General features: G+C 57.1%; 15 protein-coding genes. 6 read left to right on the forward strand and 9 right to left on the reverse strand.

What is annotated here, in order from left to right:
- The first annotated feature begins 136 nt into the window (after positions 1-136).
- On the forward strand, positions 137-961 hold the full coding sequence (locus CZ203_RS01500; RefSeq protein ID WP_235847445.1) for a HipA domain-containing protein: 825 nt from the start codon (positions 137-139) through the stop codon (positions 959-961).
- A complete protein-coding gene (locus tag CZ203_RS01505) occupies positions 949-1338 on the forward strand; it encodes a hypothetical protein (protein ID WP_087064321.1) in 390 nt (129 codons plus the stop codon). The genes CZ203_RS01500 and CZ203_RS01505 overlap by 13 nt, the downstream gene beginning before the upstream one ends.
- 160 nt (positions 1339-1498) lie before the next feature.
- Here the strand turns inward: CZ203_RS01505 and CZ203_RS01510 are convergent, their stop codons facing one another.
- Positions 1499-1765: a small, acid-soluble spore protein, alpha/beta type gene (locus tag CZ203_RS01510; RefSeq protein WP_087064322.1), complete on the reverse strand. Its 267-nt coding sequence runs from the start codon at positions 1763-1765 to the stop codon at positions 1499-1501.
- 218 nt (positions 1766-1983) lie between these two features.
- Entirely contained in the window at positions 1984-2622 is a 639-nt protein-coding gene (locus CZ203_RS01515) for an undecaprenyl diphosphate synthase family protein (protein ID WP_087064323.1), read from the reverse strand.
- A gap of 232 nt (positions 2623-2854) precedes the next feature.
- On the opposite strand from CZ203_RS01515, the gene CZ203_RS01520 reads away from it, so the two are divergent.
- Complete coding sequence (locus tag CZ203_RS01520) at positions 2855-4165, forward strand: DUF1015 domain-containing protein (RefSeq protein ID WP_087064324.1); 1311 nt, start codon at positions 2855-2857, stop codon at positions 4163-4165.
- A 107-nt stretch (positions 4166-4272) separates the two neighbouring features.
- Here CZ203_RS01520 and guaA (CZ203_RS01525) read toward each other — a convergent pair whose 3' ends face one another.
- The 3 genes from guaA (CZ203_RS01525) to CZ203_RS01535 form a co-directional block, all read right to left on the reverse strand.
- Positions 4273-5577: a glutamine-hydrolyzing GMP synthase gene (gene guaA / locus CZ203_RS01525; protein WP_087064325.1), complete on the reverse strand. Its 1305-nt coding sequence runs from the start codon at positions 5575-5577 to the stop codon at positions 4273-4275.
- Between the two features lie 173 nt (positions 5578-5750).
- The gene (locus tag CZ203_RS01530; RefSeq protein ID WP_087064326.1) at positions 5751-6260 is read right to left on the reverse strand and encodes a GNAT family N-acetyltransferase; all 510 of its coding nucleotides are present in this window, start codon (positions 6258-6260) and stop codon (positions 5751-5753) included.
- A gap of 86 nt (positions 6261-6346) precedes the next feature.
- Positions 6347-6805, reverse strand: a complete 459-nt coding sequence (locus CZ203_RS01535; RefSeq protein ID WP_087064327.1) for an Lrp/AsnC family transcriptional regulator — start codon at positions 6803-6805, stop codon at positions 6347-6349.
- A gap of 132 nt (positions 6806-6937) precedes the next feature.
- Here CZ203_RS01535 and CZ203_RS01540 point away from each other — a divergent pair, with 132 nt between their 5' ends.
- Positions 6938-8287 carry an MATE family efflux transporter gene (locus CZ203_RS01540; protein ID WP_087064328.1) on the forward strand — a complete coding sequence of 450 codons (1350 nt, stop codon included), beginning with the start codon at positions 6938-6940 and terminating at the stop codon, positions 8285-8287.
- Positions 8288-8360: 73 nt separating this feature from the next.
- Here CZ203_RS01540 and CZ203_RS01545 read toward each other — a convergent pair whose 3' ends face one another.
- Complete coding sequence (locus tag CZ203_RS01545) at positions 8361-9398, reverse strand: YeiH family protein (protein WP_087064329.1); 1038 nt, start codon at positions 9396-9398, stop codon at positions 8361-8363.
- A 126-nt stretch (positions 9399-9524) separates the two neighbouring features.
- Here CZ203_RS01545 and CZ203_RS01550 point away from each other — a divergent pair, with 126 nt between their 5' ends.
- Positions 9525-10430 carry a LysR substrate-binding domain-containing protein gene (locus CZ203_RS01550; RefSeq protein WP_227104493.1) on the forward strand — a complete coding sequence of 302 codons (906 nt, stop codon included), beginning with the start codon at positions 9525-9527 and terminating at the stop codon, positions 10428-10430.
- A 104-nt stretch (positions 10431-10534) separates the two neighbouring features.
- Here CZ203_RS01550 and guaA (CZ203_RS01555) read toward each other — a convergent pair whose 3' ends face one another.
- On the reverse strand, positions 10535-12079 hold the full coding sequence (guaA, locus tag CZ203_RS01555; RefSeq protein WP_087064331.1) for a glutamine-hydrolyzing GMP synthase: 1545 nt from the start codon (positions 12077-12079) through the stop codon (positions 10535-10537).
- Between the two features lie 211 nt (positions 12080-12290).
- Between guaA (CZ203_RS01555) and CZ203_RS01560 the strand changes: the two genes are divergently transcribed.
- Positions 12291-13286 carry an Ig-like domain-containing protein gene (locus CZ203_RS01560; protein ID WP_087064332.1) on the forward strand — a complete coding sequence of 332 codons (996 nt, stop codon included), beginning with the start codon at positions 12291-12293 and terminating at the stop codon, positions 13284-13286.
- Between the two features lie 60 nt (positions 13287-13346).
- Here the strand turns inward: CZ203_RS01560 and CZ203_RS15225 are convergent, their stop codons facing one another.
- Entirely contained in the window at positions 13347-13469 is a 123-nt protein-coding gene (locus CZ203_RS15225) for a hypothetical protein (protein ID WP_264472888.1), read from the reverse strand.
- Positions 13470-13495: 26 nt separating this feature from the next.
- Positions 13496-13743: hypothetical protein (locus tag CZ203_RS14420; RefSeq protein WP_200809407.1), on the reverse strand; the 248-nt coding region annotated here is incomplete at its 5' end.

Raw genomic sequence — 13743 nt, forward strand, 5'->3', positions numbered from 1 at the left:
TCGTTGCATGCCCTTCCCTGCTGCATTTTCCTGACGGTGCGGAAAACTTGCGTTTATGCTGCTGCAGAAAAATAGACTGCGATTTCCCTGCGAGATATGATATAATAAATTAGAATATAAAGCTTACGGAAAGTTGGTGATCCTCCTGAGTCATTCGGTGAAATTGCCCGAACTGGAAATTTCGTCCGGCGTGCCTATGGTGCTGTCCAGCACCAGCAAGGGCGACGCCATGAAGTGGTACCTGCCGCAGGACAACACCTTCATCAAAGCCAACCGCATCGATCACGGCCGGGAATATCAGGATTCCGTCGCAGAGGTGATCGCCGCGCGGCTGGCCCAGGAAATGGGCGTTCCTGCGGTTCCTTACCGGCTGTGTAGGATCAAGCTGGAAGATGGGCAATCCATTTTAGGCACCCTATCGCCTAACTTCTGCACGCCGGAAGAAAGCTATATCTCTTTTGAAACAATGGTTGAGAGCGCGGCGGAACCGGTGTATTGGGGCACGTCCGCTAAGGAAAATTACCAGTTGGTGATCGATTGGTTCCGCCGGCTGACCAATCTGGACGCGCGCACCTATTTGGACACAATGCTGCTGTTCGATTATTTGATCTGTAACGAGGATCGTCACCTGAACAACTTCGGTGTGCTGAAAGACGTAAAGAACGGAACCTATCGTTTCCCGCCGCTGTTCGATAACGGCTATGCGTTGGGTTTTATGCAGACAGAACGAAGGCCGGTGGAGCAGTACCTGTATTCCTGTAAAGCAAAGCCGTTTTCCACAAGCTTCACAAAACAGCTGCACTTAGTGAATTGTCTGCCCACGGGCATCACCCTGCCGGAACGGATTGCAGACAAGCTGTTTGCAGGTCTGCCGGTCGGCGACAGCACGATTTCCTATTGCCGGGGGATTTTGGACGAACGGCTCGCGCGGCTAAAGGAGTATTTTTCATGGGCAATGTAAATTTTGAAATCTATTGGGAAGATATCCCGGCGGTGCGGATCAGCTATGATGAGGCGGGACATCCGGCCTTTGAAGTGCTGAACGACGCTTACCTGCCGGTGTTGCTGTACGGGATGGACGGCAAGGAAGATCCGGACGAAGACCGGCTGAACCGCTTTTTCGCGGACCGGTGCTTCCCGTCCTCCCGGCAAAACGCCGGGGAGTTATTGGCCGCGCTAGGTCTATCACTCTATCAGCCCAAGCTGATTTGCAGGAAAACACACGGTATTGTGGCGCACGATCACTTCTGGATCCGCTATGCGGATGATCCAGAAGAACTCAGCTACGCGGCGCTCCTGCGGGAAATGGCGCAGAGCGCAGCATACAGAAACGCATAAAAGCATGATATCTTATCACGCAACAGAAGCAAAGCCCCTATATATTGGTATCGTGCTTGCTGTATCCTGTTGTGCCTATCACCTGGCTTTATGCACAAGCATTTTTGATCTTCCACAATAAAAGGGCGCGTCACAGAATTATATTCTGCAACGCGCCCTTTTAACCTGTAATACCCGCTCGATAAGTAACGACCCGCATATGTCCGGCGGCCGTGCGGTCATTGCGGCAAAATTTCATGAGTCGTACCGGACACATCTTCTTGACCATCTGGCCGCCGATAGAGCCGGCCTGACGGGAAGTCAGATCGCCATTGTAGCCTTCCTTCAGGTTAACGCCAACCTCGGAAGCAGCCTCCATCTTGAAACGATCCATTGCAGCGCGAGCTTCCGGAACCATACCCTTGTTAGAACCATTCTGAGTAGACATAGTGTTTCTCTCCTTTTCGATTTCAAATTTCGTTTTTGGGGTTTTGCTGTTAGTATTGTGCGCCAAAAAACTTTGAATATGAAATGCAATATCTGTCCAGGTTACCAAAAGCTGCGCGTTTGCATTTTTTCAAACAAAACATGAAACCAAAAAGGAAACGCGTCGGATGGAACCGTTATTTTAAAGAAGCTCCTCCGTATGCCGGCGCCCGGCCGGCCTTATCCGCCGCGTGTGACGTCCTGCCGGCTGTACCAGTCGATCGCCGCATGGAACTGGTCGGGCGAAAAATCCGGCCACAGTTCGTCCACGACATAAAAATCGGCGTACACCGATTGTACGGGCAGGAACCCGGAAAGCCGCCGCATACCGCCCCAGCGGATCACCAGGTCAATCCGGGAAACGTCGTGCGAGCGCAGCCCCTGTACGATCTGGCGGCGGCCATGCGGCTGCATCAGCGGTTCCACGTCCCATTCCCATCCGTAATTGACTAAAAAATTGACTTTGATATTGCCGTCGCCTACTCGCGTGCGTGTGCGGTAGCGGCCGAGCGGCTGCGGGAAATCCGGCGACCGGTCGTTGCCCACGACGAGCAGCTCGCCGCCGCACCTCCCGATGCGTTCAACCGCGTCCAGGCACGCCTTTTGGAACGCATGCACCTGCGGGCGCGGCCGCCTGCAGTTGTCCGTGGTAAAACCGTAATACGTGACTTCCTCCACGCCATATTGCTGCGCCAGGCGGAGCGCCTCCACGCCTGGATCCAGCCCAAACGTATAGCCATCCTGCTTTTCCATGCCACGTTGCTGCGCCCAGCGCCGGTTCCCATCCGGGATAATGCCGATATGCTTTGGGATCCTCATAAACCTTCCTCCATTTCCCGCTTACTTATGATCCAGTATGGTCAAAAGCGCGCGGCTTCATGCGGGTGTTTTCCCCAGGATCTGCAAACTGGCGTAAAACCTTACCGGGCTTCCCGCTTTTTTCGACTATTTTTCACAGTTTTTTAATTTCCAAATCCTTTGCCTGTTTTTTCACGCCGATGTCTGCTATAATGAAAATAATCATTTTACATATAAACGGAGGATCGAAACCATGCCGAACCGTTGCACACGCGTTCCCCAGATTATGATGCCCAAAAGCGGCACAGACCTGTCCAAGTGGGCAGTCGTCGCCTGTGACCAATACACCTCCCAGCCGGAGTACTGGGATCAAACCGACGAAATCGTCGGCAGCGCGCCTTCCACCTTGCGCCTTACCCTGCCCGAGGTCTATCTCGAAGAGGCCGACGTGTCTGACCGTGTGGACGATATCCACCGTACGATGGCACAATATGTCCAGGACGGCATCCTCACCGAGCTCCCGGCCGGCATGGTGCTGACCGAGCGCTTTTCCGGCGGGAGCTGCCCGCGCCGCGGCCTCATGCTGTCGGTCGACCTGGAAGCCTACGATTACAAGCCCGGGTCCCAGTCCCTGATCCGCCCCACCGAAAAGACGGTTGAGGAACGCATCCCGCCCCGCCTCAAGGTGCGCCAGGGCGCGTCGCTGGAACTGCCGCACATCATGCTGCTGATCGACGACCCGGACCGCACGGTTATCGAACCGCTGTTTGACCGGCTGGACCGGTTCCAGAAGCTGTACGACACCGACCTGATGCAGGACGGCGGCCACATCAACGGCTGGTTTATCCCGCAGGGCGCGGAGACCGACGCCATCGAAAACGGCCTTGCCGCGCTGTGCGACCGCGATACCTTCAACAAAAAGTACAGCCTGACCGAAGACCTCGCGTTGCTGCCCTTCGCCGTCGGCGACGGCAACCATTCCATGGCGACCGCAAAGGCCTATTGGGAGACCGTCAAGGCCGGCCTGTCCCCGGAGGATCAGGCGGATCACCCCGCGCGTTTCGCACTGGTCGAAGTCGTCAATATCCATGACGAAAGCCTGATCATCGAGCCGATCCACCGCGTAATGTTCAATGTGTCCGCAAACCACCTGCTGGAAAGCGCAAAGAAGTTCTACGGCGAACACGGCTGCACGGTTTCCATTGCCAGTTCCGCGGGGCATGCGGCGGACACGCATGTTTTCCCGTTCTGCACCGCGACGCGCCGGGAAACGCTGGCCGTCAAGAACCCCAAGTGGTCGATCCCGCTCGCCACGCTGCAGGCGTTCCTGGACGACTACCTGGCGAAGAACGCCGACGCCAGGATCGATTACATCCACGGCGAAGACGTTGTCTCCCAGCTCGGTTCCAAGGAAGGCAACATGGGCTTCCTGCTGCCGGATATTGAAAAGAACGACCTGTTCCGCGGCGTCATCCTGGACGGCGTCCTGCCGCGCAAGACCTTTTCCATGGGCGAAGCGCACGAAAAGCGCTACTATATGGAAGCCAAGCGGATCACCCTGTAACCGCACAACAAAACAGCAACCCCCTGTGCCTGACATGGCGCAGGGGGGGTTATTGCAAAAAATAGGGATACCGGAGCCTCGGGGCTGCCGGTATCCCTATTTTTAAGTTATTCCCATTCGATCGTGCCGCTCGGCTTGGGCGTCAGGTCGTAAAGCACGCGGTTGACGCCGGGCACCTCATGGGTGATACGCCCGGTGATCTTTTGCAGCAGCGCAAACGGTACGTCCTCCACCGTGGCGGTCATCGCGTCGATGGTATTGACCGCACGCAGGATGACCGGCCAGTCAAAGGTACGCTTGCCGTCGCGCACGCCGACCGATTTAAAGTCCGGTACAACGGTAAAATACTGCCAGACTTTGCCTTCCAGGCCGGCGTTTGCAAATTCCTCGCGCAGGATCGCGTCGGACTCGCGCACCGCTTCCAGCCGGTCGCGCGTGATCGCGCCCAGGCAGCGCACGCCAAGGCCGGGGCCGGGGAACGGCTGGCGGTAAACCATGCCGTCCGGCAGGCCGAGCGCCTTGCCGCATGCGCGCACCTCATCCTTAAAGAGCATCTTGAGCGGCTCGACAAGCGCGAAGTCCAGATCCTCTGGCAGGCCGCCGACATTATGGTGGCTCTTGACCGCCTTGACCGTCTTGGTGCCCGACTCGATGATATCCGGGTAGATCGTGCCCTGCCCCAGGAACTCGATGCCGTCCAGCTTGCGCGCCTCTTCCTCAAACACACGGATGAACTCCGCGCCGATGATTTTGCGCTTCTGCTCCGGGTCTTCCACCCCTGCCAGCTTGCCCAGGAAACGGTCGACCGCATCCACATAAACGAGGTTCGCCTCCATCTGGTTGCGGAACACCTCGACTACCTGCTCGGGCTCGCCCTTGCGCAGCAGGCCGTGGTTGACATGCACGCATGTGAGCTGCTTGCCGATCGCCTTGATGAGCAGCGCGGCCACGACCGAGGAATCCACGCCGCCGGAAAGCGCCAGGAGTACCTTGCGATCCCCTACCTGCCGGCGGATCAGTTCCACCTGGTCGGCGATAAAGTTCTCCATATTCCAGTTCGCCTGTGCCTGGCATCTGCCAAACACAAAGGCTTTTAACGCCTCCATGCACGCAGCCTGCCCTTCCGGCCAGGACGCCAGCACCTCGCCCTGGGCGCCGGGATGGTCGACTGCGAGCGTCGGCACGCCGCATCCATAAACCGCCGGCGCTACGTCGACCGCCGCGCCGTCTACCACGCGGTTCGGGCCGCCGTTCAGGATCACGCCCTTGACGTTCGGCAGCGCGCGGAGTTCCTCCAGGGTGATGTCATGCGGATGGATTTCGCTGTACACGCCGAGCGCACGGATGGCGCGCGCAATGGTGGTGTTTTCTGTGGAACCGAGGTCGAGAATGACAATCATGTCCTGCTTCATCGGTGAAACTGCTCCTCTCATCTGTCAAAAAATATATTGCGGGATACTTTTCCCGGTACCCTGCGGGCGACAACCGCCCAATAACCATGTGCGGTTATTATATCATATTTTGTCACGTGATGCACCCGGCCGCGCAAATTCTTTTGCCGCGGCATCCGCAGGAAGCGCTTTGCCTAAATCCCGAACGCCCCGTCATATACGACTGTGCCGCTGCACTGTGCCGCCGTATCGGACAATGGCAGCGCCATAAAATTTTCATCCGGCACCGGGAACGGCGCGCGGATGCCAAGCTGTGCGGCCGGGCGGTATCCAAACCGCGGATAATACGTTTCGCTGCCAAGCACGACGGAATACTGGTATCCCAGCGCCCTTGCAACCCGGTGCCCTTCGCGTACCAGGGTAGCGCCGACGCCTTGCCCCTGGTATTCCGGCAGGACGGCCAAGGGCGCCAGCGCCAGCCCCGTATGCGTGCCAATCCCGATTTTGGTAAACATAATATGCCCGACAATCTTGCCCTCGTCCTCTGCAACCAGCGACAGCTCCGGGATAAACGCCGCGCTGTCCCGCAGCGCCACGACCAGGTTGTGCTCCTGCCCATCGCTGTGCGCCGCGCCCTGAAACGCGGTTTTTACCACTTCGTACACCGCATCCCAGTCGCGCCGCTCCTCTTTCCGTATCTGCATAAGCCCCTCCTATGTTATTCCAATTCGTTTGTGTGGCCTATCCAGTAGGATGGGCCAATCCCTTCCTGTGCATACGCCCGCCGGCTTCACAGCCGCAGCCCCTTGACGTCCTTGATGCGCGACAGGATGACGTTCGTGCTGATGGCGGTAACGCCGGGAAGCGTATCGAGCGTCTCGGCCATAAACCGTTCCATTTCCTCCTGGCCTGCGGCAACCGCATGCACATGCAGCCTGCAGTTGCCGGTAATCCGGTAAATCTGCGTGACAACCGGACAGCCCGAAAGCTGCGCCGTCGCCTGTAAAAAGGTATCCGGGCGGGTCTCTATTTCAAAGTAACAGGATATGGCGCCGCTCAGCTTTTGCGGGTTGATAACCGCCGTATATCCCTCGATGATCCCGCGCTCCTCGAGCGCGTTGATACGCGCTTTGACCGCAACCCGCGAGATCCCGACCCGCTCTCCGATCTCCGAATAGGAATACCGGGCGTTTTCTATCAGGAGCTGCAATATTTTTTGATCCAACTCGTCCAACCCACTCAGATACATGCGATCGCCTCCTAATGGAAAGCATAACACAAGCCGCATATAATATCAATACGAAAGTATATAATTGCGTTTTGTATGTATATATGCTATTATTTTATCAATAACGAAATATCATGATTCACAGGTGATGCCATGTATCGCGACCTTACAAACGGGAACATCCTCAAAACCCTTCTCCTGTTCTCCCTGCCGATGATCGCGGGGAACCTTTTGCAGCAGTTCTACAACATTGCGGACACCCTGATTGTCGGGAAATTCCTCGGCCGGGACGCCCTCGCCGCGGTCGGCTCGGCCTATACCCTCATGACCTTCTTGACCTCCATCCTGCTCGGCCTGTCCATGGGTGCGGGGGCGCTGTTTGCGATTTACCAGGGTCAGGGCGACCGTGAACGGCTGAAGGCCGGCATCGTACATGCCTTCTGCCTGATCTCCCTGATCACGCTCTTGCTCAATACGGCGGTTTACCTGTTTATTGACCCGCTCATGTCCTTTCTGCGGGTGCCGCAGGAGGTCTACGCGCCCATGCGGGAATATCTATGGGTCATCTTCGCCGGGCTTGCCGCAACCTTCCTTTATAACTTTTTTTCCTGCCTGCTCCGCGCACTCGGGAATTCCGCCGTGCCGCTGGCGTTCCTCACGGTTTCCGCGCTGCTCAACATCGCGCTCGACCTGCTGTTCGTGCTGCAATTTTCGTGGGGCGTGGGCGGGGCCGCGGCCGCCACAGTCATCGCGCAGTATGTTTCCGGGCTCGGCATCCTCCTATTTACCCTGCTGCGCTGCAAAGGCCTGCGCCCCGCGCGGCGCCATCTGCGCTGGAACGGGACGATTTTACGCGACATCGGGCGGCTTTCCGTGCTGACCTGCGTCCAGCAGTCGGTTATGAACTTCGGCATCCTGATGGTGCAGGGGCTGGTCAACAGCTTCGGCCCTGTCGTAATGGCCGCTTTCGCCGCCGCCGTCAAAATCGACTCCTTCGCCTATATGCCGGTACAGGATTTCGGGAACGCCTTTTCCACGTTTATTTCCCAGAACTACGGCGCGGGGAAAACAAAACGCATCCGCGAAGGCATCCGGCAAGCCGTGCGGGTTTCGGTGTGCTTCTGTATCCTCATTTCCATCCTGGTCATTGCCTTTGCCGAAAAACTCATGCTGCTGTTTGTGCAGCCCCATGAAACCGCAATGATAGAAGCAGGCGTACATTACCTGCGGATGGAAGGCGCGTTCTATTGGGCGATCGGGTGCCTGTTCCTGTTTTACGGGCTTTACCGCGCGGTCAACCGGCCTGCGATGTCCGTCGTGCTGACGGCCATCTCGCTCGGTATGCGCGTCCTCCTCGCATATGTGCTTGCCGTGCCGCTCGGCGTGACTGGTATCTGGCTCGCCATCCCGGTCGGCTGGCTTCTTGCCGACTTGGCCGGCCTGCTCTTTTACCGGCGCCATCGGACGGCGCTCCTGCATGGGGGCACGCCGCCCTCTACATAAGGCACAAAAAGCCCGCAAGCACCGGGAAATGGTGCTTGCGGGCTTTCCTATCGTGCGGGTAAACCGTGGCCTATTACCAGATGCCCATGGTTTTTTGAAAAACCAAGCTGACGGAAATGATCACCACCCAGCAGCAAAGGCCGAGCAGCAGCGGCTTGCCGCCGGTTTTAACCAGCTTTGCAATATTAGTATTCATACCGATCGCGGCCATCGCCATAACGATCAGGAATTTGCTCAACGTTTTGATCGGGTCGTAGATTGCCACCGGGATGCCGCATGCGGATGTGACGGTGGTGATCAGGGACGCTACGATAAACCAGATAATGAAGAACGGGAAGACCTTGCGCAGCTTTACCCTTTCTCCAGCGCCCGCCTCGCTCTTTTCCATATGCGCCCGGTACAGCGCAAGGACCAGCGTGATCGGGATGATCGCCAATGTACGTGTAAGCTTGACCGTAACCGCCGTATCCAGCGTGGCGGAGCCCAGGTGATAGATCGTATCCCAGGTGGACGCTGTCGCCGTGACGGAGGAGGTATCGTTTACGGCCGTGCCTGCGAAAATGCCGAACGCCTCCCCGCCGGTCGTATCAAATCCCAGGAAAGTGCCGAATGCGGGAAACAGCAGGGCGGCCAGGATGTTGAAGAAAAAGATGACGGAAATCGCCTGCGCGACCTCGTCGTCGTCCGCGTCGACCACCGGCGCGGTGGCCGCGATGGCCGAACCGCCGCAGATCGAAGACCCCACCCCGACGAGGATCGCGGTCTTTTTATGGATATGCAGCGCCTTTTGCAAAATAAAGGACACGATCAGTGACGACAGGATCGTCGAAATAATGATGGGCAGCGAGCGTTTACCCGTTTCCAGTACCACAAACAAGTTCATGCCGAAACCCAACAGGATGACTGCGTATTGCAGCACCTTTTTAGAGGTAAAACCGATCCCCGCGTGCAGCCTCTTTTTGTCTTTCATCAGCATGGAAATCGCCATACCGAACAGGATGGCAAATACCGGCCCGCCGACGATATTGCAAAGCTGGCCTGCAATCCACGCAGCGACTGCAACGACGAGGCAAAACAAAATGCCGGGGGCAAGTCGGGCATAATTCTTCATTTCTAATTAGCATCCCCTTCTAATTTGACTGTATTTTTACTTTCGATGTTGATTTTAGCATATGATTTCTATATAATCAAATTATAAATATTAATAAATATATAAGTCTAATTTATGGTGATGTGCATGTTGGATCCACGGCTAGATACCTTCCTGGTATTATGCAAAATGAAAAGCTATACCAAGGCCGCCCAGATTTTAAACCTTACCCAACCCGCGGTCTCCCAGCATATCCGCTACCTGGAAACATATTTCGGCGGCAAATTATTTACCTATACAAACCGCACTCTGAACCTGACCCCCAAGGGGGAGCTGCTCTACCGCTTTGCGTCCACAATGCAATCCGACAGCACGCGCGTACTTGAGCTGCTCCGCAGCGACCATCCGGAACCGTTACAGCTCCGGATCGGGACGACGCTGACCATTGGGGAATACGTCATGCCCACAATCTTAACGCGTCTCCTGGAAACCTACCCGCACCTCCAGATCAAGATGCCCGTACTCAATACAAAGATGCTCCTGCGCAAATTGCAGGACGGGGAAATCGACGTCGCCCTGGTGGAAGGGTATTTTAACAGCGCGGAATACGAGGTGCAGCAATTTTCCGCCGAACCCTTTATCGCGGTTTGCGGCAGCGGCCATCCGCTGGCCAAAAGCGCGCCGCCCTATCCCGATATCTTCAAGGAGCGGCTGATCGTGCGCGAAAAAGGTTCCGGCACGCGGGAAGTCCTCGAGCATATCCTGCAAGAGCTCAACCTGTCCCTTCGCAGCTTTACCGACGTCTGCGAGGTCGGCAATTTAAACGCCATCAAAGAGCTTGTCAAAAACAACCTCGGCATCAGCTTTATGTACCAGGCCGCTGCGCAGCGGGAACTGGACAGCGGGCAACTCGTAAAGCTATCCTTCAGTGCGAATACCTTTACCCACAGCTTCAGCTTTGTCTTCTTAAAAGACAGCATCCACCGGGAAGAGTACCTGTTTTGGCTGAAGGAAATCACAAAGCACGACTACCGTCCCGCCCATAACCGGTAGACGGGACGGCGGCTTCGCCCCGCGGAAATGCCGCAAGCAAAAAAGAAGCGCCGGATATGCACATTGATGCATATCCGGCGCTTTTCTGCGGATTCAGGGCAATATTATTCCCACTCGATCGTTGCCGGCGGCTTCGAGGTGATATCATACACAATCCGGTTGATATGCCCCACCTCATTGACGATGCGTACGGAAATCCGGTCGAGCACATCGTACGGGATGCGCGCCCAATCGGCCGTCATAAAGTCGGTCGTGGTTACGCCGCGCAGGGCAAGCGTATAATCATAGGTCCTGCCGTCGCCCATGACGCCGACTGAACGCATATTGGTAAGCACGGCAAAGTACTGGTTCATCGTAGCCCCCAGGCCTGCCTTTGCAATTTCGTCGCGGAAAATAAAGTCCGCTTCCCGCAGCACGTCCAGCTTTTCCTTTGTAATGTCGCCGATGACGCGGATCGCCAGGCCGGGGCCCGGGAACGGCTGGCGCATGACCAGGTATTCCGGCAGATCCAGCTCGCGGCCAAGCTGGCGTACCTCGTCCTTGAACAGCAGGCGCAGCGGCTCAATGATTTCCTTGAAATCAACATAATCCGGCAGGCCGCCCACGTTATGGTGGCTCTTGATGACCGCCGCGTCGCCCGCGCCGGACTCGATCACATCGGGATAAATGGTGCCCTGCACCAGGTAATCGACCTTGCCGATCTTCTGCGCCTCGTCCTCAAAGACGCGGATAAATTCCTCGCCGATGATCTTGCGCTTGGCCTCCGGCTCGGATACGCCGGCCAGCTTGTCCAGGAAACGCTTTTCCGCGTCCACACGGACAAAGTTAATCTCCCATTTGGAAAATGCCGCTTCGACCTCGTCGCCCTCGTCCTTGCGCATCAGGCCGTGATCGACAAAGACGCAGGTGAGCTGGTTGCCGACCGCCTCGGCCAGCAGCGCCGCCGCGACCGAAGAGTCCACGCCGCCCGACAGCGCAAGCAGCACCTTACCGTCCCCGACCTTTTCGCGGATGGCCTGGATCGACGTATTTTTGTAGTCCTCCATCGTCCAGTCGCCCTTTGCGTTACAGATCTCATAGAGGAAGTTCTTCAGCATCAGGGCGCCGTTCTCCGTGTGGTTGACCTCCGGATGGAACTGCACGCCGTAGAAGCCGCGCCCCTCGTCCGCAATTGCAACATTGGGGCACATCGCGGTATGGCCGACGAGGGCGAACCCCTCCGGCACCCTGGCCATATAGTCGCTGTGGCTCATCCAGGAAATGCCCTCTTGCGGCAGCCCCTTGAACAGCTTGCAGCCCGTGGAATAATAGGTCTGCGTCTTGCCGTATTCGCGCGCGGAATCGTCCTGCGCCGCGGTGACCTCGCCGCCGAGGAGCTGCGCCATGAGCTGGCACCCATAGCAAATGCCGAGCACCGGGATGCCCAACCCGAAAATTTCCTTGCTGCAACGTGGGGAATCCGCCTCATAAACGCTGTTCGGCCCGCCGGTAAAGATGATACCGATGGGCGCAAGGGCGCGGATTTCCTCGATCGGGGTCTTGTAGGACTTCACTTCACAGTATACGTTATGCTCGCGGACGCGGCGCGCGATCAGCTGGTTATACTGCCCGCCAAAATCCAAAACCAAAACAAGTTGGTGCTTCTGCATGAAGAATCTCCCTTCTCAATCTTATCTAACACTAAAATTATGCCACAACCGCCGCCGTGCAGCAAGGGTTTTAGAACTTTTATTTTGATTTATCGAACGATTTGGCATAGATACTGAAATCTTCCCGTTTTTGTCATTTATTTTTAGAATAATTCCATCTTTTGCGTCAAAAATAACTTTAAATAACTTGAAGAAAGGGTGGAATCTTACTTTGAAAACAAATCGCAGCGCATCCTTGCGCACCCTGTTATGCGCAGTCCTTGCACTTCCCCTGTTCGGCCTGTCCCTCCCGTCCGCCTTCGGCTTCTGGTCCACTGCCGGCGCAGCCGCAGCCATTGACGAAGCCGCAATCCTGACCGCCTCTGCCGGCAGCGCACCGGTCGCCTCCCCCGTGGAGGGCGAAACCTATACCGGCGTTTACGTCGAGCTCCCGCTTTCCGCCACCGACGCGGACGGCGACGCCGTGATCTTTAAACTGGTTGACGCGCCGCGCCTGGGCACGGCCAAGGTCGAGGGCAGCACCCTGCAGTACACGCCGACCGAAGGCAAGACCGGCACGGACAAATTCACCTATGCCGCGGTGGACACCCTGGGCAACGTCTCCGAACCTGCGCAGGTCAAGCTGAAAATCCGTAAAAATGCCGCGAAAATGACCTATGCCGACATGTCCGCCGACAGCGCGCATTACGCCGCCCTGCGCCTGTCCGAATGCGGCGCGATCACCGGCGAGAAGATCGGCGCGTCCTACTTCTTCCATCCCGACGACACCGTAACGCGCAGCGAGTTTATCGCAATGGCGTCCGCCGTCGCCCGCCTCCCGATCACGCAGACCGCGCAGACCGATTTTGCGGACGACTCCGGCCTGTCCGCCTGGGCAAAGCCCTATATCAGCGCGGCCGCGAACACCGGCCTTATCAGCGGCTACCTGACCGCTTCGGGCAATGCGGAAATCCGCGGCGGCAACCCGATCACCATGGCGGAAGCCAGCGTGATCGTCAACAACCTGCTGACGGAAAACCTGGACGCCCCGGTAGAAGCCGCGGCGCTTGAAAACAGCATGGCGCCCGCCTGGGCCGCTTCGGCCACCGCCCGCCTGGCCGCCGCCGAGGTGCTGCCGGACGAGGCCAAAAATGAGCCTTCCGACAAGATCACGCGCAAGACCGCCTGTGAAATGCTGTACCGCGCCATGTCCCTGATGGACGCGTAATCCTCAAAAAAGCTGCTTCCCAACAGGAAGCAGCTTTTATTTTGTGTGAAATATCTGCGATTATGCCGCACGACCCGCGCCTTCCGCCATCGCCTCCTGCATCGTATCGGCGGAGAAGCAAAATGCCCCGCTCCTGTCATAGGCCTCTACATGTCCGTTCACCATTTTATAAATCAGTTCCATTTTGCATTCTCCTTTCTTCGATATTTTTATTCTACATCTTTTGCTGTCCCATAATCAGGACTTGTAAGCTCGAGCAGCAAAAATTTTTGATCCCCGCGCGTTTCCACCCGGCAGCCCGCGAAGGCAAACGCCAGCGGGCAGGGCGCGCACGGGTCAAACACACAGGCGACCTTGAGCCGCGCGCCGTCCCGCTCGACCTGAACGCTTCCGGCCGCGGCCGCGGCGTCGATCAGCGGGTCGCCGGTCTCGATGGGCGGGGGCGCTTGCGGCGGGG

The organism is Intestinibacillus massiliensis, assembly GCF_900155735.1.
Lineage (GTDB): Bacteria > Bacillota > Clostridia > Oscillospirales > Butyricicoccaceae > Intestinibacillus > Intestinibacillus massiliensis.

Bases quoted from the DNA above. Each gene is read 5' to 3' on its own strand.
- CZ203_RS01505 (WP_087064321.1), top strand. From the start codon at position 949: ATGGGCAATGTAAATTTTGAAATCTATTGGGAAGATATCCCGGCGGTG.
- CZ203_RS01510 (WP_087064322.1), bottom strand. From the start codon at position 1,765: ATGTCTACTCAGAATGGTTCTAACAAGGGTATGGTTCCGGAAGCTCGC.
- CZ203_RS01515 (WP_087064323.1), bottom strand. From the start codon at position 2,622: ATGAGGATCCCAAAGCATATCGGCATTATCCCGGATGGGAACCGGCGC.
- CZ203_RS01520 (WP_087064324.1), top strand. From the start codon at position 2,855: ATGCCGAACCGTTGCACACGCGTTCCCCAGATTATGATGCCCAAAAGC.
- guaA (WP_087064325.1), bottom strand. From the start codon at position 5,577: ATGAAGCAGGACATGATTGTCATTCTCGACCTCGGTTCCACAGAAAAC.
- CZ203_RS01530 (WP_087064326.1), bottom strand. From the start codon at position 6,260: ATGCAGATACGGAAAGAGGAGCGGCGCGACTGGGATGCGGTGTACGAA.
- CZ203_RS01535 (WP_087064327.1), bottom strand. From the start codon at position 6,805: ATGTATCTGAGTGGGTTGGACGAGTTGGATCAAAAAATATTGCAGCTC.
- CZ203_RS01540 (WP_087064328.1), top strand. From the start codon at position 6,938: ATGTATCGCGACCTTACAAACGGGAACATCCTCAAAACCCTTCTCCTG.
- CZ203_RS01545 (WP_087064329.1), bottom strand. From the start codon at position 9,398: ATGAAGAATTATGCCCGACTTGCCCCCGGCATTTTGTTTTGCCTCGTC.
- CZ203_RS01550 (WP_227104493.1), top strand. From the start codon at position 9,525: ATGTTGGATCCACGGCTAGATACCTTCCTGGTATTATGCAAAATGAAA.
- guaA (WP_087064331.1), bottom strand. From the start codon at position 12,079: ATGCAGAAGCACCAACTTGTTTTGGTTTTGGATTTTGGCGGGCAGTAT.
- CZ203_RS15225 (WP_264472888.1), bottom strand. From the start codon at position 13,469: ATGGAACTGATTTATAAAATGGTGAACGGACATGTAGAGGCCTATGAC.